Source organism: uncultured Alcanivorax sp., from assembly GCF_947258575.1.
Taxonomy (GTDB): domain Bacteria; phylum Pseudomonadota; class Gammaproteobacteria; order Pseudomonadales; family Alcanivoracaceae; genus Alcanivorax.
Genome location: NZ_CAMYIV010000005.1, coordinates 318,530 through 340,659, shown reverse-complemented (window position 1 = coordinate 340,659; position 22,130 = coordinate 318,530). Strand labels below are relative to the sequence as shown.

Annotated in this window: 17 protein-coding genes; 11 read left to right on the top strand and 6 right to left on the bottom strand. The window is 60.5% G+C overall.

All coding sequences use genetic code 11. The features are described from left to right. Nucleotides 1–99 precede the first annotated feature (99 nt). The 3 genes from Q0Y02_RS06570 to Q0Y02_RS06560 form a co-directional block, all read right to left on the bottom strand. Entirely contained in the window at nucleotides 100–726 is a 627-nt protein-coding gene (locus tag Q0Y02_RS06570; RefSeq protein WP_297766127.1) for a DUF502 domain-containing protein, read from the bottom strand. A gap of 106 nt (nucleotides 727–832) precedes the next feature. Beyond that, complete coding sequence (gene greB, locus Q0Y02_RS06565; protein WP_297766124.1) at nucleotides 833–1,345, bottom strand: transcription elongation factor GreB; 513 nt, start codon at nucleotides 1,343–1,345, stop codon at nucleotides 833–835. Nucleotides 1,346–1,350: 5 nt separating this feature from the next. After that, the gene (locus Q0Y02_RS06560) at nucleotides 1,351–1,773 is read right to left on the bottom strand and encodes a VOC family protein (RefSeq protein ID WP_035248308.1); all 423 of its coding nucleotides are present in this window, start codon (nucleotides 1,771–1,773) and stop codon (nucleotides 1,351–1,353) included. 85 nt (nucleotides 1,774–1,858) lie between these two features. Between Q0Y02_RS06560 and hemB the strand changes: the two genes are divergently transcribed. The 3 genes from hemB (at nucleotide 1,859) to ppk1 (ending at nucleotide 5,420) form a co-directional block, all read left to right on the top strand. Next, a complete protein-coding gene (gene hemB, locus Q0Y02_RS06555) occupies nucleotides 1,859–2,869 on the top strand; it encodes a porphobilinogen synthase (protein WP_297766120.1) in 1,011 nt (336 codons plus the stop codon). 141 nt (nucleotides 2,870–3,010) lie between these two features. Further along, nucleotides 3,011–3,139, top strand: coding sequence for a hypothetical protein (locus tag Q0Y02_RS06550; protein ID WP_297766117.1), 129 nt, complete (start codon nucleotides 3,011–3,013; stop codon nucleotides 3,137–3,139). Nucleotides 3,140–3,332: 193 nt separating this feature from the next. Continuing rightward, nucleotides 3,333–5,420 (top strand): polyphosphate kinase 1, encoded by a 2,088-nt coding sequence (gene ppk1 / locus Q0Y02_RS06545; RefSeq protein WP_297766114.1) that lies wholly within the window; start codon nucleotides 3,333–3,335, stop codon nucleotides 5,418–5,420. Between the two features lie 110 nt (nucleotides 5,421–5,530). Here ppk1 and ppx read toward each other — a convergent pair whose 3' ends face one another. Then, complete coding sequence (gene ppx / locus Q0Y02_RS06540; protein WP_297766111.1) at nucleotides 5,531–7,030, bottom strand: exopolyphosphatase; 1,500 nt, start codon at nucleotides 7,028–7,030, stop codon at nucleotides 5,531–5,533. A gap of 234 nt (nucleotides 7,031–7,264) precedes the next feature. Between ppx and trxA the strand changes: the two genes are divergently transcribed. The 5 genes from trxA (at nucleotide 7,265) to Q0Y02_RS06515 (ending at nucleotide 13,659) form a co-directional block, all read left to right on the top strand. Next, entirely contained in the window at nucleotides 7,265–7,591 is a 327-nt protein-coding gene (trxA, locus tag Q0Y02_RS06535; RefSeq protein WP_035248300.1) for a thioredoxin TrxA, read from the top strand. A 287-nt stretch (nucleotides 7,592–7,878) separates the two neighbouring features. Then, entirely contained in the window at nucleotides 7,879–9,138 is a 1,260-nt protein-coding gene (gene rho, locus Q0Y02_RS06530; RefSeq protein WP_035248298.1) for a transcription termination factor Rho, read from the top strand. 223 nt (nucleotides 9,139–9,361) lie between these two features. Then, nucleotides 9,362–10,834: a 4-hydroxy-3-polyprenylbenzoate decarboxylase gene (gene ubiD / locus Q0Y02_RS06525; RefSeq protein WP_297766106.1), complete on the top strand. Its 1,473-nt coding sequence runs from the start codon at nucleotides 9,362–9,364 to the stop codon at nucleotides 10,832–10,834. A gap of 186 nt (nucleotides 10,835–11,020) precedes the next feature. Beyond that, nucleotides 11,021–12,388, top strand: coding sequence for a D-arabinono-1,4-lactone oxidase (locus Q0Y02_RS06520; RefSeq protein WP_297766103.1), 1,368 nt, complete (start codon nucleotides 11,021–11,023; stop codon nucleotides 12,386–12,388). After that, nucleotides 12,385–13,659 (top strand): alanine racemase, encoded by a 1,275-nt coding sequence (locus Q0Y02_RS06515; RefSeq protein ID WP_297766099.1) that lies wholly within the window; start codon nucleotides 12,385–12,387, stop codon nucleotides 13,657–13,659. The genes Q0Y02_RS06520 and Q0Y02_RS06515 overlap by 4 nt, the downstream gene beginning before the upstream one ends. A gap of 272 nt (nucleotides 13,660–13,931) precedes the next feature. On the opposite strand, the gene Q0Y02_RS06510 is transcribed toward Q0Y02_RS06515, so the two are convergent. Further along, nucleotides 13,932–16,205, bottom strand: coding sequence for a TonB-dependent receptor (locus tag Q0Y02_RS06510; protein ID WP_297766096.1), 2,274 nt, complete (start codon nucleotides 16,203–16,205; stop codon nucleotides 13,932–13,934). Nucleotides 16,206–16,509: 304 nt separating this feature from the next. On the opposite strand from Q0Y02_RS06510, the gene Q0Y02_RS06505 reads away from it, so the two are divergent. After that, nucleotides 16,510–18,261, top strand: a complete 1,752-nt coding sequence (locus tag Q0Y02_RS06505; protein ID WP_297766093.1) for an SDR family oxidoreductase — start codon at nucleotides 16,510–16,512, stop codon at nucleotides 18,259–18,261. Nucleotides 18,262–18,302: 41 nt separating this feature from the next. Continuing rightward, nucleotides 18,303–19,220 (top strand): metal-dependent hydrolase, encoded by a 918-nt coding sequence (locus tag Q0Y02_RS06500; RefSeq protein WP_297766090.1) that lies wholly within the window; start codon nucleotides 18,303–18,305, stop codon nucleotides 19,218–19,220. A gap of 124 nt (nucleotides 19,221–19,344) precedes the next feature. Here Q0Y02_RS06500 and Q0Y02_RS06495 read toward each other — a convergent pair whose 3' ends face one another. Then, complete coding sequence (locus tag Q0Y02_RS06495) at nucleotides 19,345–20,826, bottom strand: amidase (protein WP_297766087.1); 1,482 nt, start codon at nucleotides 20,824–20,826, stop codon at nucleotides 19,345–19,347. 125 nt (nucleotides 20,827–20,951) lie between these two features. Between Q0Y02_RS06495 and Q0Y02_RS06490 the strand changes: the two genes are divergently transcribed. Then, nucleotides 20,952–21,968, top strand: a complete 1,017-nt coding sequence (locus Q0Y02_RS06490; RefSeq protein ID WP_297766084.1) for a zinc-binding alcohol dehydrogenase family protein — start codon at nucleotides 20,952–20,954, stop codon at nucleotides 21,966–21,968. Nucleotides 21,969–22,130 lie beyond the last annotated feature (162 nt).

Below are 22,130 nucleotides of genomic sequence, written 5' to 3'. Positions count from 1 at the left end.
CGTAGCTCGTAGCTCGTAGCTCGTAGCTCGTAGCTCGTAGCTCGTAGCTCGTAGCTCGTAGCTCGTAGCTCGTAGCTCGTAGCTCGTAGCTCGTAGCTATTACGCCTTGTCGGTCTTGAACAACGCCGCCGTGCCCGCACCGCAGGACACCACGGTTTTCATCATGCTCTCCACGCCGATTTCCGGGTGTAGCTCCACCAGGCTCTGATCCACGTGATAGATAAAACCGCTGGTGGGATTGGGGCCGGTGGGCACGAAGACGGTAACATGGCCGTCCGCATGGCGGGAGGTAACCAGTGCAGTGACCGACACATCCGTGTCTCTGCCATACAGCCACACCCGTGCAACCTCGCCACGGCTGAACGGGCTGTCGCTGTTGCTGCCCATCAGTTGGCCGATCACTTCCTTGACCGTCTTGTAGCCCGGCAGTCGGGTCATGACGTTCTCTTCCCACTGATGCCACAGCCAACTGCCCACCCTTGTGGCCACCAGGGTACCCACCAGAAAGCACAGCACCAGAACCGCCAGCACCGACAACCAGTCGGCCACGAATTTGGGCAGGTCAAAGGCGCGGATAAATACCGTGGTAAACGGCGCGATCATTTCCGTCACCGTCTGGTAAATCCAGCGGAAGAAAAACACGATGATGGAAATGGGCAACAGAATGGTCAGGCCACCCAGCAGGGACTTGCGGATAAAGAACCAGATACGACGGTTGGCGCTCATGGGCTATAAGCCTTCGATTATCGTGTTGTTAGCAGTGATGGAGAGACAACGCCGTTCGGCAAGGGTTCGCTTGCCGCCATCGCTTCTTTCCCTGGAGCTGGCTCGTTCAACGCCTCTCGCCTTGCTCATACCAGATACGGCTGATGAACAGGCAACGCTCGCCGGCTGGCGTTTCTACCACCACCTCGTCATCCACCTGTTTCTTCAGCAAGGCCCGTGCCAGTGGCGCATCGATGCTGATGTAGTGCCTCTTGGCGTCGGTTTCGTCCGGCCCCACCAGACGGTAGGTTTCGGTGTCACCGTCCTCATTCTCCAGCTCCACCCAGGCACCAAAGAACACCTTACTCTGGTCTTCCGGCACCCGATCCACGACAGTCATGTCATCCAGACGCTTGCTCAGAAAACGTACCCGCCCGTCGATCTCACGCAACTGTTTCTTGCCGTATATGTATTCGGCATTCTCGGACCGGTCCCCCTGGGCGGCGGCTTCCTGCACCGCCTGGGTCACCGCCGGGCGTTTTTCCTTCCACAGGTATTGCAGCTCATCGTTGAGTTTCTTGTAGCCTTCGGCGGTGATGTACTTGGAAGCAGGAATGCCTTTTGGTCGCCAGCGGCCCATGATGATTACACCTCGAAGATACGATCGATCTCGCGCAGTCCCTTGAACTCCAGCGTGTTACCGGTGGGGTCCTGCACGAAAAACGTGCCCTGCTCGGCGGGCTGCCCCACAAAACGTTCACGGGGCTTGAGCAGGAACGGCCAGTCATTGTCGTAAATGCGTTCCACCAGGGTTTCCCAGCGGGCGAAATCCAGCACCACACCAAAGTGCGGCATGGGCACCGGATGACCATCCACCTCACTGTAGCCCTGGATCGGTGTCAGATCCTCACCTTTGTGCAGGGAAAGCTGATGACCATGCAGATCAATATCCACCCAGTTAGGGGCATCCCGCCCCCGGCGGCCACCCAACACCCGGCAGTAAAAGTCTGCCGCTTCTTCCAGGTCATTCACCATAAAGGCCAAATGAAAGGCCGGCTGTTTTTCCATCGTCTACCGCTCTTGCTAAACTCTCGTCATTGCGCCCGATACACGCCTGCATCGGGCGCCCCATGTTACTAGAGGACTCCGCCCCATGTCTGTCACCCGCGCCCCCTGGCCCGCCACCCGTCTGCGCCGCATGCGCCGCGACGATTTCTCCCGCCGGTTGATGCGCGAAAACACCCTCACCGTGGACGATCTGATTTACCCGGTGTTTGTGCTTGAAGGGAATAACCAGACCGAAACCGTCGCCTCCATGCCCGGCGTGGAACGCATGAGCGTGGACCTGCTGGTCAAGGAAGCCGAGGAACTGGCCAGGCTGGGCGTCCCTGCCATGGCCCTTTTCCCGGTGACACCCGCCGAGGTGAAAACCCTGGACGGCAAAGAAGCCTGGAACCCGGACGGCCTGGCCCAGCGGGCGGTACGCGCCATCAAGGCAGCGGTGCCGGAAATGGGTGTGATCACCGATGGCGCCCTGGACCCGTTCACCACCCACGGCCAGGACGGCATCATCGACGACAATGGCTACGTGCTCAACGATGACACCGTGGACGCGCTGGTCAAACAGGCCCTGTCCCAGGCGGACGCCGGCGCCGACGTGATCGCCCCCTCGGACATGATGGACGGCCGCATCGGCGCCATCCGCGAGGCACTGGAAGCCAATGGCCATATCCACACCCGCATCATGGCCTACTCCGCCAAGTACGCCAGCGCCTATTACGGGCCGTTCCGCGACGCGGTGGGCTCCGCCGGCAACCTGGGCAAGGCGGACAAGACCACCTACCAGATGGACCCGGCCAACAGCGACGAGGCCCTGCACGAAATCGCCCTGGACCTGGCCGAAGGCGCCGACATGGTAATGGTAAAACCCGGCATGCCGTACCTGGATGTGGTGCGCCGGGTGAAAGACGAGTTCAAGGTGCCGGTGTACGCCTACCAGGTGAGTGGCGAATACGCCATGCACATGGCCGCCTTCCAGAACGGCTGGCTGGACCAGGACAAGGTGATGATGGAATCCCTGCTCGCCTTCAAGCGTGCCGGCGCCGACGGCATCCTTACCTACTTTGCCAAGGCGGCAGCGCAGAAACTGAAAGGTCTGAACTGAGCTTTTTTGCTCACAAACTGACCAGCCGGGCAGGCACACCAGCCAGCCCGGCCAATGCCTTTCTCCCGCCCTGGCATACACTCTGCCCTGTTTTCTGCTGATTCTTATCTGAGTGTTGGGTCCCTGACCCTAGGAGTTGTTATGCGTACTCTGATCCTGATCGCCACCCTGAGCCTGTCGAGCCTGGCGGCTGCGCAAGGCCGCGCCCCTACCGACCAGGAGATGCAGGAACTGGACATCATCCAGCAATCCTGGATCTTCCAGGGCTGAAAATGCATAAAGCCGCCTGCGGGCGGCTTTATTATTTCATCTCCACTTCCCGCCTCCCCGACCCTCGCGCTATCCTGCTTAACAGGCTGCTGAACAGCCTGTTAACACAAAACCATTTTGCACCTGTCATTACCGTGTCACATTAATGTCATGCAATAGGGGTCTTCCAAACGGCCCGGTCAGGACGACGCCAATGAATGACATTGCCAGCGAACACAGCGCCATCGACCTCAATAACCCGGACTACTATTTCAACCGGGAGCTGAGCCTGTTGCAGTTCAACCTGCGAGTGCTGGAACAGGCCATGGACGACAGCCACCCCTTGATGGAAAGGCTGAATTTTCTGCTGATTTTTTCCAGCAACATGGATGAATTTTTCGAGATCCGTGTGGCCGGCCTGAAAAACAAGCTGGAAACCCACACCGGCCAGCCGGGCCCCGACGGCATGCTGGCCGAGGAAATCCTGAAGGAAATCAGCCGCACGACCCACGAGGCGGTGGACCGTCAGTATCACATTCTCAACAACATTCTTCTGCCGGCCCTGCGCGAGGAAGGCGTGGACTTTCTGCGTCGCGAAGACTGGACCGAAGCACAGATTGAATGGGTGAAAAAATATTTTCGCGAACAGATCTATCCGGTGCTTACCCCCATTGCCCTGGACCCGTCACACCCCTTCCCGCGGCTTGTGAACAAGAGCCTGAACTTTATCGTATCGCTGGACGGCAAAGATGCCTTTGGCCGTTCCACCGGTCTGGCCATTGTGCCCGCACCCCGCTCTCTGCCCCGGCTGATCCGTATTCCTGACGAGATCAGCGAAAGCGGCGACGACAACTTCGTGTTCCTGTCATCCATGATCCATGCCCATGTATCGGACCTGTTCCCGGGTATGAAAGCCACCGGCTGCTACCAGTTCCGGGTCACCCGTAACGCGGACATGGAAGTGGATGAGGATGTGGAAGACCTGGCCAGCGCACTGAAAGGCCAGCTGCTGTCACGGCGTTATGGTGACGAGGTGCGCCTGGAAGTGGCGGACAACTGCCCGCGTCACCTGACCGATTATTTGCTGGAGCAGTTCGAACTCACCGAGATCGATCTGTACGAAGTGAATGGCCCGGTGAACCTGGCGCGCATGTTCACCAGCGTGAACCGCCCGCGCCTGCACTACCCGCCTTACACCCCGAAGCTGGCGCCGGCAGTAAAAAAAGCCGAAACCATTTTCGACGCCATGGATCAGGGCGACATTCTGCTGCATCACCCCTATGAATCCTTCCAGCCGGTGGTCAGCCTGCTGGCGGAAGCGGCCCGCGACCCCAAGGTGCTGGCTATCAAGCAGACCCTGTACCGCACCGGCACCAAGTCGGAAATTCTCGATCATCTGGAAACCGCCGCCCGCAATGGCAAGGAAGTCACCGCCATCGTGGAACTGCGTGCGCGCTTCGACGAGGAATCCAATATCGAAGGGGCCCGGCGCCTGCAGGAAGCCGGCGCCATCGTGGTGTACGGGGTGGTGGGCTACAAGACCCACGCCAAGATGCTGCTGGTGGTTCGCCGCGAAGGCGATGGTATCAAGCGCTACGTGCATCTGGGCACCGGCAACTACCACACCAAGACCACCAAGCTGTACACCGACTACGGCCTGATGACGTGCGAGAAAGGCATCTGCCAGGACGTGCACAAGATTTTTCAGGAGCTCACCGGCATGGGCAAGGCGGCGCGGCTAAAACAGCTGAAACATTCGCCCTTTACCCTGCACCCGTCGCTGATTGAATGGATCGACTTTGAAACGCAGCAAGCCACCGCCGGCAAGCCGGCGCGAATCATTGCCAAATTCAATTCACTCACCGAAGAGAAGATCATCCAGGCCTTGTACCGGGCCAGTCAGGCGGGCGTGGAGATTGATCTGATCGTACGCGGGATCTGCTGCCTGAAACCCGGGGTACCGGGGCTATCCGACAATATCCGGGTGCGCTCGGTGATCGGCCGCTTCCTGGAACATACCCGCATTTACCACTTCCATCATGGCGGCGAGGACCTGGTGTACTGCTCCAGCGCCGACTGGATGGACCGCAACCTGTTCAACCGGGTGGAAACCTGCTTCCCGGTCAACGACCCGGTGCTCAAGGCGCAAGTGATTGAACAGGGCCTGCATTACTACCTGCGCGACAACAGACGCGCCTGGGTACTACAGCCGGATGGCATCTACCTACGTGCCCAGCCCCAGGACGGGGAGGCACCTTTTATCGCCCAGCAGACCTTATTGGAAACCCTGGGGGGAAGTTAGTTTTAATTGATAACTCGCGGGAAAGGGCACCAAGCCCGGAAACGCAAGAGGCCGCGCCCAATCGCCTGGGCGCGGCCTCTTTCATTTAACGACAACAGCAATCCGCACCGTTATCCATTATCCATTAGCTTCAGCTCATAGCCGCCAGCACGAAAATAATCCTGTTCCTGTTCCAGATCAGCCAGTGTCAGCGGATGCTCTTCGAGCCAGTGCGCCGGAAACTGCAGGGACAAGGTATTATCTTCGGCTTTCAGCACCATCTCGGGAATGACTTCATCGCAACGGGCATGGTGCAGGCGAGCAGACAATCGCAGCACCAGGCACAACCGCAACAGGCCCTGCTGCTCATCGTCCGGCAGCTCTGACAACGCGGACAGCGGAAGCTTGCGGCGGTGGCCACGCACCAGCACCGCCACCGCCTGCTGCTCCTGGCGGGAAAAGCCGGGCAAGTCCGAGTTGGTCACCAGGTAGGCGCCGTGCTTGTGGAACTGGCTATGGGAAACGGCCAGCCCCACCTCGTGGAGCAGCGCGCCCCAGCGCAAGGTATCCGCCAACTCGCCATCGTCCAGTTGCCAGCTTTTAGCCACCTGACCATACAGACCCGTGGCCGTGTCACAGACACGCTCCGCCTGAGTGCGCTCCACATGATGGCGACTCATCAGCGACTGGATACTGCGCTCACGCACGTCCTCGTGGGCAAAACGCCCCAGCAGGTCATACAGGAGCCCTTCGCGCAGGGCGCCACCGGACACTTCCATCTGATCAATGCTCAACTGCTCGAAGATGCCGTAGAGAATCGCCAACCCGGAGGGAAAGATGGCCCGACGATCCTCGCGCAGCCCCTTCAGGTCCAGCTGCTCTACCTTGCCAGCCTTGATCACTTTCTTGCGGGCCTTCTTCAGGCCCTCCATGGTGATGCCGGTTTCTGACCAGCCGTTGTCAACGCACACCTGGCTGATGGCCTTGATGGTGCCGGACGCACCCACCGCCTGCAGCCAGCCCAGGCGTCGATAGTTGGCATGGATGGACAGCACCTCCTGGCGGGCAGCGGTCACCGCCCGGTCAAAGGCCTTTTCGGTAATACTGCCGTCGGCAAAGAAGCGCTGAGCAAAACTGACGCAGCCCATGTGCAGGGATTCCGTCTCGGTGGATTCGAAACGCTCGCCGATGATCAGCTCCGTGGAGCCGCCACCGATATCCACCACCAGCCGCTGGCCGGCATCATCAGCCAGACTGTGCGCCACCCCCAGGTAAATCAGACGGGCCTCTTCCCGCCCGGCCACGATCTCGATGTCGTGGCCCAGCACCGCTTCCGCCCGGTCGATGAATTCCCGGGCATTGCGGGCCTGGCGCAGGGTGTTGGTCCCCACCACCCGCACGCTACCGCGAGGAATACCGGCAATGCGCTGGGCAAACCGGCCCAGGCAATCCAGCGCCCGTTCCTGGGTCTCACCGTCCAGCCGGTTATCCCGGTCCAGCCCGGCTCCCAGCTGCACCTTCTCGGACAGGCCATCCAGAATCTGGACCTCACCGTGGACCTGCCGGGCCACTACCATGTGAAAGCTGTTCGACCCCAGGTCAATGGCCGCCAGATGCTCGCCATGTTCCATATGCACTCCTTTCCTGAACGGCCATTGCCCTTTCCGCACCAACTTACGGGTAGACAAAGCATTGAAAAACGCCCCGAATTCTAACCGAATATCATGGCGTTACGGTGTCATAGGCAAACTCTACCGCGATAATTCACTCACTCGCTTGAAATTCGGCACCCACGACCTGATATTATCCACCATCGCAACAGCCCGCCCGTCGGGCCAGCTAACCCCCTATCTCAGGAGAATTCAATGAGCGGCGAGATTATCAATGTGACCGACGCGGACTTCGAAGCCCAGGTCATCAATGCGGACGGCCCGGTGCTGGTAGACTACTGGGCACCCTGGTGCGGCCCCTGCAAAATGGTCGCGCCGATCCTGGAGCAACTGGCCGGCGAGTACGGTGACAAGCTGACCATTGCCAAGATCAACATTGACGACAACCCGGAAACGCCCAAGAAATACGGCGTTCGCGGCATCCCCACCCTGACCGTGTTCAAGAACGGTAATGTGGAAGCCACCAAGGTGGGTGCCCTGTCCAAGAGCCAGCTGGCCGCATTCCTGGACAGCACTCTCTAAGACAGACAGCAACCCCCACTAGCACCCCCGCTACCCGGCGGGGGTGCTACGTTTCATTACTACCAGCAAAGACTAGACAGTCTGTTGTTCCAGTGGTAGATTCCAGAACCAGCTTACAACAAGCATCCCCTTAGCAAGTCTTTCGGAACCTCTGGTTACCTTTTCCTGATGGCCCCCTTTATAGGCTTGCCGGGCCAGATTCCGAATCAACCAGATTATCAAAACAACCGCCGCACCACCTGTGGTGCACCCTCTCAATTCATTCAAAGACATCAAACTAGACGCCAATGAATCTTTCTGAACTGAAGCAGAAGCCGATTGGAGAACTTCTGGACATTGCCAAGGAACTCGGCCTCGAGAACCTGGCAAGAACCCGCAAACAGGACGTAATCTTTTCCATCCTCAAACGCGCCGCCAAGAACGGCTCCGATATCTACGGAGACGGGGTGCTGGAGATTCTGCAGGATGGTTTCGGCTTCCTTCGTTCCGCAGAGGGCTCTTACCTGGCCGGACCGGACGATATTTACGTTTCTCCCAGCCAGATCCGCCGTTTCAACCTGCGCACCGGCGACACCATTTCCGGCAAGATCCGGCCTCCCAAGGATGGCGAACGCTATTTCGCCATGCTCAAGGTCAACGAGATCAACTTTGACCGGCCGGAAAACGCCAAGAACAAGATCCTGTTCGAAAACCTGACGCCGCTGTTCCCAACCGAACGTTTCGTCATGGAAGCAGGTAATGGCTCCACCGAAGACATCACCAGCCGGGTGATCGATCTGGTGGCGCCGATCGGCAAAGGGCAGCGCGGCCTGATCGTGGCACCGCCAAAAGCCGGCAAGACCATGCTGCTGCAAACCGTGGCCCAGTCCATTGCCCGCAACAACCCCGAATCGCACATGATTGTGCTGCTGATTGACGAGCGTCCGGAAGAAGTGACCGAGATGTCACGCACCGTACGCGGCGAAGTGGTGGCATCGACCTTCGACGAGCCCCCCGCACGTCATGTGCAGGTTGCCGAGATGGTGATCGAGAAAGCCAAGCGACTGGTAGAGCACAAGCAGGACGTAGTCATTCTGCTCGACTCCATCACTCGTCTGGCACGGGCCTATAACACCGTGCAGCCCAGCTCCGGCAAGGTGCTCACCGGTGGTGTGGACGCCCATGCCCTGGAAAAACCCAAGCGTTTCTTCGGTGCCGCACGAAATATCGAGGAAGGCGGCAGCCTGACCATCCTGGCCACTGCCCTGGTAGACACCGGCTCCAAAATGGACGAAGTGATCTACGAAGAATTCAAGGGCACCGGCAACATGGAACTGCACCTGGATCGCAAGGTAGCAGAGAAGCGCGTCTTCCCGGCCATGAACATTCGCAAGTCCGGCACCCGCCGCGAAGAGCGCTTGGTCAGCGAAGATGAACTGCAGAAGATGTGGATCCTGCGCAAGGTTCTGCATCCCATGGACGAAATCGGCGCCATGGAATTCCTCATCGACCGCATGAAGCATACCAAGACCAACCTGGAATTCTTCGAGTCCATGAAGCGCAAATAAGAGACGCTTCCCGCAACACACAAAACCCCGCTTACGCGGGGTTTTGTTTTTTTACCGGAACAAGCCCACCGCTGCCTTCCCTTCGCTGAGGCTCGGGTTCGCACCTCAAGAGGAGCTCCTACCGGGACTTCGTAGAACTCGCCTACCTCTGACTCGCCGCTCACCCCCAGCCTGCTATACTCGCGATACAACCTTTCTGGTTATCCAAACAACAAGGAACGCCATGAAATACCGCGACCTGCGTGACTTCCTGCAACAACTCGAACAGCTCGGCGAGCTCAAGCGCATCACTGCACCGGTAAACCCAAATCTGGAAATGACCGAAATCTGCGACCGCACCCTGCGCGCCGGCGGCCCTGCCCTGCTGTTTGAAAACCCGGTGGGCTTCGGCACCCCGGTGCTGGGCAACCTGTTTGGCACGGAACGGCGGGTGGCACTGGGCATGGGTCGCGAGTCCGTGGAAGAGCTGCGCGAACTGGGTGAACTGCTGGCCTTTCTCAAGGAACCGGAACCGCCCAAGGGTATGCGTGACGCCTGGGAAAAACTGCCGGTGTTCCGCAAGGTACTGAGCATGAGCCCCAAGCTACGCGGCTCCGGGCCCTGCCAGGAAAAGGTACTGGAAGGCGACGCGGTGGACCTGTACCAACTGCCGATCCAGACCTGCTGGCCCGGCGATGCCGGCCCGCTGGTGACCTGGCCGCTGGTGATCACCCGTGGCCCCAACAAGGAACGCCAGAACCTGGGCATCTACCGCCAGCAACTGATCGGCCGTAACAAGCTGATCATGCGCTGGCTCAGCCACCGCGGCGGCGCCCTGGATTTCCAGGAGTGGCAACAGCAGCATCCCGGCGAGCCCTTCCCGGTGGCAGTAGCCCTGGGCGCCGACCCGGCCACCATCCTCGGTGCGGTCACCCCGGTGCCGGACACCCTCAGCGAATACGCCTTTGCCGGCCTGCTGCGCGGCTCGAAAACCGAACTGGTGGAATGCATCGGCAATGACCTGCAGGTCCCCGCCAGTGCCGAATTTGTGCTGGAAGGCCATATCTACCCGGGCGAGATGGCCGAGGAAGGCCCGTTCGGCGACCACACCGGCTATTACAATGAAGTGGAACGTTTCCCGGTATTCACCGTGGAACGCATCACCCACCGCCGCGACCCGATCTATCACAGTACCTACACCGGGCGTCCACCGGATGAGCCGGCAGTGCTGGGCGTGGCTATGAACGAAATCTTCGTGCCGATCCTGAAAAAGCAGTTCCCGGAGATCGTGGATTTCTACCTGCCCCCGGAAGGCTGCTCCTACCGCATGGCGGTGGTGACCATGAAGAAGCAGTACCCGGGCCACGCCAAGCGGGTAATGATGGGGGTGTGGTCGTTCCTGCGCCAGTTCATGTACACCAAGTTCGTGATCGTCTGCGACGACGACGTGAACGCCCGCGACTGGAAGGATGTGATCTGGGCCATGACCACCCGCATGGACCCGGCCCGCGACACCCTGCTGATTGAAAACACCCCCATCGATTACCTGGACTTCGCCTCCCCGGTCTCCGGCCTGGGCTCCAAGATGGGCATGGACGCCACCAGCAAATGGCCCGGCGAAACCGACCGCGAATGGGGCCGCGCCATCAGCATGAGCCCGGCAGTGAAGCAGCGGGTGGATGAGATGTGGGAAAGTCTTGGAATTAATAATGAATAATTAATAGTTAATAACTACGCGAGCCTGGTTCGTGCGGGCCCACACTTCACAGCCGCGCAGACCCCATGGTCGCGGCGGCGGAGCTGGCAAACCCCTCCCACGTTGCCCGCGCAGCTGTTAACTATTCACTATTAACTATCAATTGCTTTTCTTGTACGATGGTGCCAAATAACAAAAGGATGCACCATGGCCTTGTTGAATTCCATTGACCGCCGCCGTTTCCTGAAGGCCCTGGCCAGTGCCGGGGCCACTGGCGCATTGGCGCCCCAGGCCCTGCTGGCCGAAACTGAAAAGGCGCCAGCCTGGCAGAACTGGTCCGGCAACCAGAGCGCCAACCCGGCCAATCTGGTCTTTGCCACCAGCGAAGCACAGCTGCGCCAGACCCTGCGCGACAGCACCGGCACCATTCGCCCCTTTGGCGGCAGCCATTCGTTCAGTGCCGTGGTACCCAGTGATGACACCCTGGTGTCCCTGGAAGCCCTGGCCGGTCTGCGCGGTCAGGACGGCGATGTCATCACCTACGGTGGCGGCACCCGCCTGGCCATGGCCAGCGCCCAGGCCAATGGCATGGGCTACAGTTTCGCCAACGAACCGGATATCAACCTGCAATCCCTGGCCGGCGCCATTGCCACCAGCACCCACGGCACCGGCAGCAATCTGCAGAGCCTGTCCGGCCAGGTGGAAAGCCTGCGGCTGATCCTCCCCGACGGCGAGGCCCTGAGCCTGACCCGGGAAGACGGCGACACCTTTCTGGCCGCCTGCTGCAGTGTCGGGGCCCTGGGCGTGGTCAGCGAAATCGGTTTTCGACTGGAACCTGCCTACCGGCTCAAGGAGCGCACCTGGACCCTGCCCCTGCAGGAGGCCATGGATTTCGTGGAGAGGGAAAAAGACAACTTTCGCCACATCGAATTCTTTGCCTTCCCCCTGGGCGAACAGGCCATCGTCAAGACCATGGAAATCACTGACGACCCCGACGACAGCAGCGAACGGGAAGACAGCAACGATCTGTTGGAGCTGGTTTGCAAACTGGCCATGCGCGCCGGCTGGCTGACCCCTAACCTGCAGAAACTGGTCACCCTGTTCGTGGAAGACAGCACCTATGTCGGCCCTGCCCACAAGGTTTTCGCCAACCGCCGCACGGTGCGTTTCAACGAAATGGAATACACGGTGCCAGCGGAAGACGGCATCGCCTGCCTGCAGGAAGTCTGCGAGACCATTCGCAAGCAGGACATCAATGTGTTCTTCCCCATCGAATTCCGCTACGTGGCCGCCGATGATCGCTTGCTGTCCATGTACCACGACCGCCCCGGCGCCAGCCTGTCTATCCATCAATACTTCGCACAGGATTATCAGCCGCTGTTTACTGCCGTAGAGCCGATCCTGCGCCGCTACGCCGGCCGCCCGCACTGGGGCAAGCTGCATACCCTGGGCCAGCGGGAACTGCGCGAGATGTATCCCGCCTTTGATCGCTTTCAGGCCGTGCGCCGGGAGTTGGACCCACAGGGACGGATGCTGAACCAACACCTGAAAACCCTGTTTGGAGAAACCGGATGAAACGCCGTGGATTTCTGGTCGGGCTGGGGGCACTGGCCGCAGGCGGCTGGCTGCTGCGCCCGGGTAATCAGGGGGCACCGCATACACCCTACTTCCAGGCCATCAATGACCACCTGCGTAACGCCGGCCCCGGCCGGCCGCTGATGCTGGTGGATCAGCAACGCCTGGTGCGCAACTGCCACACCCTGAAGGCCATGCTGCCGTCGCGCTGCGCGTTGCGCATCGTGGCCAAATCCCTGCCCAGTGTGCCGATGATACAAACGGTGATGCGCGAGACGGGCAGCGACCGGGTGATGGTATTCCACCAGCCCTTCATGAATGCGCTGGCCGACGCAGAGCCCGGCGTGGACATGCTGCTGGGCAAGCCCATGCCGGTACAGGCCGCCCGACAGTTCTACAACGAACTGAGCGGTGACTTCGATGCGGACCGGCAACTGCAGTGGCTGATCGACTCCCGCCAGCGGCTGGAGCAGTACCTGCAACTGGCCAAGACCCTGAACCGGCGTCTGAACATCAATATCGAACTGGACGTGGGCCTGCACCGGGGCGGCCTCGGCGACCCGAACCAGCTCGATGCAATGATCGGCCTGATTCAGGCCCACCCGGCGCATCTGCGTTTCAGCGGTTTCATGGGTTACGACGCCCATGTGTGCAAGCTGCCCGGTTTTATCCAGAACGCCGAGGAAGGCCACCGGGAAACCGAGGCCATCTATCAGGGCTTTATCGAACGCCTCTACCGACTGGTGCCTGCCTACCGGGATGAAACCCTGTGTTTCAACGGCGGCGGCAGCCCCACCATCGGCCTCTACGACGACAGCACCGTGGTCAACGAACTGGCCGCCGGCTCCTGCCTGGTCAAGGCCAGCGACTTCGACCTGCCCCTGCTGGCGGATTTCGAACCGGCAGTGTTTATCGCTGCGCCAGTGCTCAAACAGTGGGATGGGCTGAACCTGCCAGGGCCACTGCCGCTGGGTGAGCTATGGCAACGCTGGGACCCGAATCGTCGCCAGACCTATTTCATCTACGGCGGTTACTGGAAGGCCACGCCGGTGTCCCCGGCAGGCATTCGCGAGAATGGCGTCTATGGCCACAGTACCAACCAGATGATGTTCAACGGCAGCGCGGACACCGCCCTGCAGGTGGATGACCAACTGTTTCTGCGCCCCACGCAAAGCGAATTCGTGTTGCTGCAATTCGGTGATCTGGCGGTGTGGCAAGACGGTGCCATCCAGGACTGGTGGCCGCCACTGACACAGGGCAAGGGCGCCTGACAGCACCTCCGCAAACCGCTCGAAAACTCAAAGGCCGCACCGGTTTTCCGGTGCAGCCTTTCAATGACCACCGTAGGGTGCACTGAGCCTAAGGCGAACTGCACCGATCCGGTGTTTGATGGTGCAGTTCGCCTTAGGCTCAGTGCACCCTACGGAAGCGTCTCTAAACGCAAGAGGCCGCGCTCAACGGTTGGACGCGGCCTCTTTGCCTTCCTTTTGCTAGGCGTCAATCCGCGACGCTATCCACTTTCAAATGTTCACTGTCAACTGCACTAGAACCGTGCCTGCATGCTCAGCCAGTAGCTGCGGCGGGCATCCTTGTTGTTGTAGTCGTCAAAGTAAACCGGCTCGAAGCCACCCATGCCGTCGTCTTCAAATGCGGTGTCATAGGTAGTGAAGTCCTCGTCCAGCAGGTTGTTAACCCGGGCGGTAAAGGTGAGTGTGTCATTCATGGCCCAACGTGCACCCAGGTGGAAGATTTCATAATCTTTCCAGTACTCGCCGCCGCTGGAATCGGTGTTGAGACCGCTGCGACCAAAGCCGCGGAAACGGTCGTGACGCCCTGCCATGGTCAGGTACATGCCGAAAGTCTGAGTGGTCTGCCAGTCCAGGGTGGCATTGACCATGTGCTTGGCGGTGCCGGTCAGCGGGTAGCCTTTCTGGTCTCCACTCTTCTGTTCGCTGTCGATATAGGTGTAGTTCATTTTCAGCGCCCAGCGCGGCAGGAACTGGTAACGACCGGCCACTTCCACACCCTTTATTTCCGCCTTGTCCACGTTCACCGGCTGAGTGACGATGCCGCCCAGGGAGTCATAGGCGCCCAGATCCACACAGGGTTTCTGCCCACCGTTAGCAGAACACAGCGCGCTGTCCTGGCGCACAATCTTGTCTTTAAAATCGTTCTGGAAATAGGTCACGTTGAAGTTATGACGATTGACGCTCTCCCAGTAAAGGGCGATTTCGGAGTTAACGCTGGTTTCCGGCTCCAGGTCCGGATTGCCCACCCAGGGCAGCGTGCCCTGGCGGCCGAACCCGGTAATCCCTGAATACAGATCGGTAGTCTTGGGCGTCTTGTAGCCGGTACTGACGCCCCCCTTCACGGTCCAGGCGGGCGTCAGTTCATAAACACCATAAAGGCGTGGGCTGAATTGATCGCCAAAGGTTTCATGGTTGTCGTAACGGACACCGGCGGTAAGCGTAAAGGGGTCCACCGGGGTCCAGTTATCCTCGGCAAACAGGGCCCACAGGTTGTGGTCGGAAATCCGGCCGCTACGCCCCTCCTCCAGACCAAACACGCCATCTTCCAGCTCGCCACGAATCACCTGGGTACCCAGCACCGCAAAGTGCTGATCATTCACCGGTAATTCCAGCTTGCCATCCAGACGCCACTCCCGGCTTTCCAGGGTGCGCGCCGGGCGCGGCAGGAAGGCCGCTTCCAGTTCCTGATCCGTGGCCCCGTTGCTAACCATCTGGTCATACTGGTCACGCTCCGCCGCCGTCAGCGGCAAGGTGCGGCCCTTGTTGTTAGTCGCCAGGTGCGTCAGGGAAACGGTGCTGTAGCCGATATCCCAGTCCCCTTCATGGGTCAGCGCCACCTGGTCACGGGTGAATTCCTGATTCTTGGCATAGCCGGCCATGGGCAGGCGGTCCACGCTGTCCTGGGTACCGACCTGGCTCTTGTCATTGTTGTACACCTGCTCGGACTGGTCGTAATCCAGCGAGATTCGCTGGTTGTCCACGGGCGTCCAGCGCAGGGTGAAGCCACCGGCAATATCCTTGTTGCGCACAGTACGGCCACCACCGCCAAAACCCAGCTCCCGATCGACAACCGTTCCATCCGGCGCAATGGCAGGATCAAACTGCGGATCGGATGCCTGCTGGTCATAGAGACTTCCACGCAGGGCCAGACCCAGCTTGCCGGGCACCAGCGGGCCGGAAACGTACAAGTCGGTGGTCACGTCATTACCGAACTCGCTCTGTTCCTGAAAGGTGCCGCCCACGGTAATACTGGCCGCCGGCTGGTCGAAGTTCTTTTTGGTAATGATATTGATCACCCCACCCATGGCATCGGCACCATAGAGCGTGGACGCCGGACCACGGATCACCTCGATGCGCTCAATGGCATCCATGGGCGGAATATGGTTGAACTGGTTGCCGCCGAAGTTGTTCGGGTAGATGTCACCATGATTATTCTGGCGACGGCCGTCGATCAGGATCAGGGTGTAATCCGAGCCCATACCGCGCATGGATACGGAGGCCTGGCCGGTCTTGTCGCGGGTTTCTCCCACATCCACCCCTTCCAGTTCACGCACCGCATCCACCACCGAGGTAAACGGGCGACTGTGCAGCTCCTGCTCACCAATCACGGAAATGCTGGCCGGGGCCTCAGTGATCTTCTGTTCGAAACCGGCAGCGGACACCACATTGATCGCTTTCAGCTCATGGCTTTGCCCGTTTTGCTCAGCCACCGCCGGTGCTGCCGTGACGGCCAGGGTCAAGGTTGCCAGCAAGGCACGCCGTGGTAGTGCTACCCCAATCATTGTCATTACATCCCCCGTTCGTTCCGTTAATCGGTATAGAAGCGGCGGCATTCTGCTGTTGTTGAGAATCAATATCAAACAATAATAAATCTCAAAATGGTAAAGATTGTAAGGCTCCAGCATTTGCGGGAACTTCCGGGGAGCCCCATGGCAGCCGGGCCTATGCCGTGATACTCCGCCTTGGCCGCTGGCGCCGGATTCCCGGTCCCGATGGTCATACCCTGCTCGTTGACCGTTACATTGAGCACTGATACATTCGATGAACTTGACGTCGTCCAGATTTCGCGTCACCACCTTTCAGGAGAGCCTTATGACAACCACAACCACGGTGACCAGCCAGGGGGTCAATCTGCAGGTCTATACCTTTGGCGACAGCAACAAGGTGCCGGTGGTACTGGTTCATGGTTACCCTGACAATCACAGTGTCTGGCAACCCGTGGCTGACCGGCTGGCGAAGAAGTACTTCGTGATCAGCTACGATGTCCGCGGTGCCGGTGCCTCCGAGGCACCGCGCAGGCAGGCGGATTACCGCATGAGCCTGCTGTCGGCGGATCTGGCGGCGGTGGTGGACGCCACCATTCCCGGGCGGGATTTTCATCTGGTGGGACACGACTGGGGCTCCATCCAGAGCTGGGAATCGGTCACCGCCGACGGGCCGCTCAAGACACGGATCAAGTCCTACACCACCATCTCCGGCCCCTGCCTGGATCACATGGGCCACTGGATGCGCCGGCGCACCCTGAATCTGTCTCCTTCTGCCAAGACCAAGGTGTTCAAACAGGCACTCAGTTCCTGGTACATCGGTTTCTTTCACTTGCCGGTACTGGCCCCTGGAGCCTGGCAGGGTGGCCTGGACAAGCTCTGGCCCCGCTATCTGAAACACCGCGAGAATGTGCAGGAGCCGGAAGCCAACCCCACCCAGGGCAAGGACGGCAAGCACGGCGTGCAGCTGTATCGCGCCAATTTCCGCAACAAGCTGATCAACCCGCAAGCCCGACACGCCGCCTGCCCGGTGCAACTGATCGTACCCACCCGTGACAACTACGTGGGTACCCAGCTTTTTGAAGACTTGCACGAGTGGGTGGACGAGCTGTACCGCCGGGATATCAACGCCAACCACTGGGTACCGCTGAGCCACCCGGACACCATCGCCACCTGGATTGGCGATTTCGTGGCCGGGGTGGAAAGCGGCAAGATGCCCGGTGCCCTGCAGCACGCCCGCGTTCGCCCGGAAAGACTGGGCCTGCCGCTGTACGGCAAGACCGTCGTCATCACCGGCGCAGGGTCCGGCATTGGCCGGGCCACCGCCCTGCGCTTTGCCGCTGAAGGCGCCGACCTGGTGTGCGTGGATATCAATGAGGACAGTGCCAATACCACCGCCGATCAGGCCCGTGAACGGGGCGCGGCCGCCTGGCCACGCAAGGTGGATGTGGGCTCGGCCCAGGCCATGCAGCGTCTGGCTAATTGGGTGGAAAAAGAATTGGGCGGTGCGGACATTGTGGTCAACAACGCCGGCATCGGCATGGCCGGCGGCGTGCTGGAAACCTCCACCAAGGACTGGGATCGCCTTCTCAAGGTCAATCTGTGGGGAGTGATCCATGGCTCGCGATTGTTTGCCCGGCAGATGATTGATGGCCACCGCAAGGGCCACATCGTCAACGTGGCCTCTGCCGCCGCCTTCGCCCCCAACCGCAAGCTGGCCGCCTACTCCACCAGCAAGGCCGCTGTGCACATGCTCAGCGAATGCCTGCGTGCAGAGCTGGCCGAACACCATATCGGTGTCACCTCGATTTGCCCCGGCTTTGTCGCCACCGGCATTGCCAACAGCACCGTGTACGCCGGGCTCAGCGACGAGCAACAGGCGGAAAAACGCGCCAAGGCCGACGCCCTGTACAAGCGCCGCAATTTTTCCCCGGACCAGGTGGCCGCCGCCATCTTCGATGCGGTGCAGAGCAACCCGGCCCTGTCCCTGGTGGGCGCCGAAGCCTGGACCACCCGACTGCTCAGCCGCTTTGCCCCGGTATTGTCCCGGCAGGTAGCGCGCCTGGACATTACCGCCTGAATTGATGACGTGTTGACCATAACAACGGGAGAACAACAGCCATGAACAGCCCTGTGCGCCATCAACTGAAAGCCCGCCGAGTGCAGTTTGATTTCGACAATACGCCACTGCACTGGCTCAAGGATGATCCGTTTTCCACCCATATCATCAACGGTATCCACCTGCTGCTGCCCGCCGGGGAACTGTGGTTCTGCCGGGTCTACAACCAGGCACTGCCGCTGGTCAGTGACGATCAGTTACGCGCCGACGTGGAAGGTTTTATTCGCCAGGAAGCGGTGCATTCCCGCGCCCACAGCAAGGCCCAGCTTTATCTGGAACGCCATGGTTTGAGCGTGGATGACTATGTGCAACGGGTGGAATGGCTGTTTGGCACCTTCCTGGGGGAGGCGCCCTTCGGGCTGAAAGTGCTGCAGCGCAAGGCGATTCAGAAGCAGTGGCTGGTACTGCGGGTGGGGTTGATCGCTGCCATCGAACACTTCACCGGCGTGCTGGGTCAGTGGGCCATGGACAATGAAAGCTGGGAAGACAACGGCGACCCGGCCATGGTGGACCTGTTCAAGTGGCACCTGGCCGAAGAAGTGGAACACCGCACCGTGGCCTTCGATCTGTTCGAGCACCTGTGCAAGTCTCAGCTCGGCTTCTACGTGAGCCGCCAGGCGCTGATGGCCATTGTCTTTCCGCTGTTCATCTACTTCATTTCCGAAGGGGGTCGCAGCCTGGCCCGTCAGGACCCGGACCCCAGCGTGCGCAAAATGGGCCGTACCCTGATACCGCAATTGCTGATGCAACTGGAACAGACCGGCAAACGCACCGAGAACGTGCCCACCTTCACCTTCCTGGTCAACGCCACCCTGCGCTGGTTGTCTCCCCGCTTCCATCCGATCCACGAAGGTGACACGGAACAGGCGCTGGCATACCTTGCTCGATCGCCGGCGGCAAAAGCGGCGGCGGTGCACTGACGCTTGCAGAGCACACTGAGGAAAACCGTCTTCTCTCAATGTGCTCTGTGTCCTCTGTGCTGAAAATGCCTTCCCGCGCCGCCTGCCCGTAGAGCACAGGGCGCGACGCGCCTGCCGATCGCCTTTACATCGGCACCTTGTCGAACCAGGGTGCCGCCTCTTCCAGCTGCCCGGCCAGCGCCAGCAGCTTGCCTTCATCGCCATGGCCACCGACAAACTGCGACCCCAGCGGCAAACCGCTGTCGCACCAGTGCAACGGCACCGACATGGCCGGCACCCCGGTGACATTGGCGAACTGGGTGAAGGGCATGTACTTGAAATTCTCCATGGCCATCTGCTCGATCATGCCGGTCTTCATCAGCAGCTTTTCACCGCCCACCTTGAGCAGCATTTTCAGGGCACTCTGCTGCCAGCCCGGTGTAGCCATTTCCCCAATGCGTGCCGGGGGCATAGCCAGCGTCGGTGTCAGCCAGAAATCGTACTGCTCCAGGAAGGTATCCAGCGCGATCATGTACTGCTGCCAGCGCGTCTGACATTTCACGTATTCATGGGCAGGCGTCGCGCGCCCAAAGGCGGCGATGGCCAGCGTATCCAGCTCGAACCCATCGTCACCACAACCGGTCAGCGCCTTCACTTCATCCACCTCGGCGGCACACTGACCGAACCATACGGAGAGCCAGTCCATGCACATCTGCTTGGCATCCATCTGTGGCTCGGCCTCGACCACCTCGTGGCCCAGGTCGCGCAGCAGGGCCACGGTTTTCTCCACCGCTTTTACGGCTTCCGGATCCACCGGGGTGCCCAGCGGCGACGCCGTGGAAAAACCGATCCGCAGCTTCCCGGGCCGGGCTGCTGCGGCCACCTGATAGGGCTGTTCCGGTGGCGCGATATGGAACAGGCTGCCGCGCTCATCCCCGTGAGTGAGGTCCAGCAGGAGCGCGCTGTCACGCACCGAACGGGTCAGCACATGGTTCACCGCAATGCCATGCATGGCTTCGGTAAAGGTGGGCCCCCAGGGCGTGCGTCCGCGACCGGGCTTGAGACCGAACAGGCCGCAGCAGGCCGCCGGGATGCGGATACTGCCACCCCCGTCATTGGCGCCCGCTACGGGCACCACACCGGACGCCACCATGGCGGCAGAGCCACCGGACGAACCACCGGGGGTATGATCCGGATTCCAGGGGTTGCGGGCCGGACCATAGGAATCCGGCTCGGTGATACCCTTGGCGCCGAACTCCGGGGTATTGGTGCGCCCGAAGGGCACCAGACCGGCGGCCTTCCAGCGGGCCACCAGGGTGGAATCCTGGTCGGCGCGAATGTCGTTTTTCTTGCGCGCCTTGTTGCCCTGATAGCTGGGCGCGCCAGCCATTTCCTGGAACAGGTCCTTCACCAGCATGGGCACCCCGGCCAGCGGACCCGTCAGCGGTGCTGCCGCCCGTTCCCGGGCCTGCTCATAGAGAGGAATGATCAGCGCATTCAGGGAGGGGTTGACCTGCTCCGCCCTGGCGATAGCTGTCTCCAGCAACTCGCTGGCAGCGACCTCGCCCTTACCCACCAGCTCCGCCAGCCCCATGGCATCAAATTGGCGATATTCCTCGAACTTCATGCGTGTGCTCTCCCGAAAACGTTATCGTTTTTGCGACAGTCGCAAGGCGACAATCCGGTTACTGTGGCATAGTCTGCCCTGCCAAGTGGGCCAAAGCTTGTGTGTTTACGTTGTAGGGGCAAAGCATGAAAGCGATCGGTTTCAACCAACCCAGAACCATTGATGATGTGCACGCACTGGAGGATATCCAGCTGGACCTGCCGTCTCCCGGTCCCCGGGATCTGCTGGTGTCCGTGCAGGCGGTGTCGGTGAATCCCATCGACACCAAGCTGCGCCAACGGCCTCTGGATCAGCCCGGTTACCGGGTGCTGGGGTTTGATGCCGCCGGGGTGGTGGAAGCGGTGGGCGCGGAAGTGGAAAACTTCCGCGCCGGTGACCGGGTCTGGTATGCCGGCGCGCTGCAGCGTCAGGGCAGCAATGCCCAGTACCAGTGTGTGGACGAGCGGTTGGTGGCAAAAAAACCGGACAGCCTGGGCATGCAGGAAGCGGCCGCCCTGCCACTGACGGCCATTACCGCCTGGGAAGCGCTGGAAGACCAGCTCGGTTTCCGGCCCGGCGACGGTGAAGGGAAAAGTCTGCTGGTGATCGGCGGCGCCGGTGGCGTGGGCTCCATCGCCATCCAGCTAGCCGCCCACCATTTCGGCCTGACCGTGATCGCCACCGCCGGGCGCGAGACCTCCGCCAACTGGTGCCAGGCCATGGGCGCCCATCAGGTGGTGGACTACCGCAAGGAACTGCTGCCGCAACTGGAGCTGCTCGGCCACCCCCAGGTGGACGGCATTCTGGTCACCCAGAGTCTGGATGAATACTGGCACAGCGCCTGCCAGGCGGTGGCCCCGTTCGGCGGCATCTGCGCCATCACCGACGCCCGCGCGCCCCTGGACTTGAACCCGCTGAAACCGAAAAGCGCCCGCTTCTGCTGGGAGTTCATGTTCACCCGCGCCATGTTCGCCGCCACCATGCAACGCCAGGGCGACATCCTCGACCAGCTGCGCACCCTGGTAGACCGCGGCACCATCCAGACCACCCTCAGCGAGGGCCTGGGCACCATCAACGCCGATAACCTGAAGAGCGCCCACCGCAAACTGGAGAGTGGGCAGACGATTGGGAAGGTGGTGTTGGCGGGGTGGGAAAGTAGTTAACAGTTAACAGTGAATAGTTAACAGCGGCGCGGTTTATGTGGGCTGTTTTTTTTCAACGCAAGAGGCCGCGCTCAAACTATGGGCGCGGCCTCTTGCGTTACAGATCAAACCTCTCTTTTCACGCGCAACAGTTAACTCCCCACCACTCCCCCATCATCCCGG

Coding starts and splice junctions, on each gene's coding strand:
- Q0Y02_RS06570 (WP_297766127.1), bottom strand. CDS start 726: ATGAGCGCCAACCGTCGTATCTGGTTCTTTATCCGCAAGTCCCTGCTG.
- greB (WP_297766124.1), bottom strand. CDS start 1,345: ATGGGCCGCTGGCGACCAAAAGGCATTCCTGCTTCCAAGTACATCACC.
- Q0Y02_RS06560 (WP_035248308.1), bottom strand. CDS start 1,773: ATGGAAAAACAGCCGGCCTTTCATTTGGCCTTTATGGTGAATGACCTG.
- hemB (WP_297766120.1), top strand. CDS start 1,859: ATGTCTGTCACCCGCGCCCCCTGGCCCGCCACCCGTCTGCGCCGCATG.
- Q0Y02_RS06550 (WP_297766117.1), top strand. CDS start 3,011: ATGCGTACTCTGATCCTGATCGCCACCCTGAGCCTGTCGAGCCTGGCG.
- ppk1 (WP_297766114.1), top strand. CDS start 3,333: ATGAATGACATTGCCAGCGAACACAGCGCCATCGACCTCAATAACCCG.
- ppx (WP_297766111.1), bottom strand. CDS start 7,030: ATGGAACATGGCGAGCATCTGGCGGCCATTGACCTGGGGTCGAACAGC.
- trxA (WP_035248300.1), top strand. CDS start 7,265: ATGAGCGGCGAGATTATCAATGTGACCGACGCGGACTTCGAAGCCCAG.
- rho (WP_035248298.1), top strand. CDS start 7,879: ATGAATCTTTCTGAACTGAAGCAGAAGCCGATTGGAGAACTTCTGGAC.
- ubiD (WP_297766106.1), top strand. CDS start 9,362: ATGAAATACCGCGACCTGCGTGACTTCCTGCAACAACTCGAACAGCTC.
- Q0Y02_RS06520 (WP_297766103.1), top strand. CDS start 11,021: ATGGCCTTGTTGAATTCCATTGACCGCCGCCGTTTCCTGAAGGCCCTG.
- Q0Y02_RS06515 (WP_297766099.1), top strand. CDS start 12,385: ATGAAACGCCGTGGATTTCTGGTCGGGCTGGGGGCACTGGCCGCAGGC.
- Q0Y02_RS06510 (WP_297766096.1), bottom strand. CDS start 16,205: ATGACAATGATTGGGGTAGCACTACCACGGCGTGCCTTGCTGGCAACC.
- Q0Y02_RS06505 (WP_297766093.1), top strand. CDS start 16,510: ATGACAACCACAACCACGGTGACCAGCCAGGGGGTCAATCTGCAGGTC.
- Q0Y02_RS06500 (WP_297766090.1), top strand. CDS start 18,303: ATGAACAGCCCTGTGCGCCATCAACTGAAAGCCCGCCGAGTGCAGTTT.
- Q0Y02_RS06495 (WP_297766087.1), bottom strand. CDS start 20,826: ATGAAGTTCGAGGAATATCGCCAATTTGATGCCATGGGGCTGGCGGAG.
- Q0Y02_RS06490 (WP_297766084.1), top strand. CDS start 20,952: ATGAAAGCGATCGGTTTCAACCAACCCAGAACCATTGATGATGTGCAC.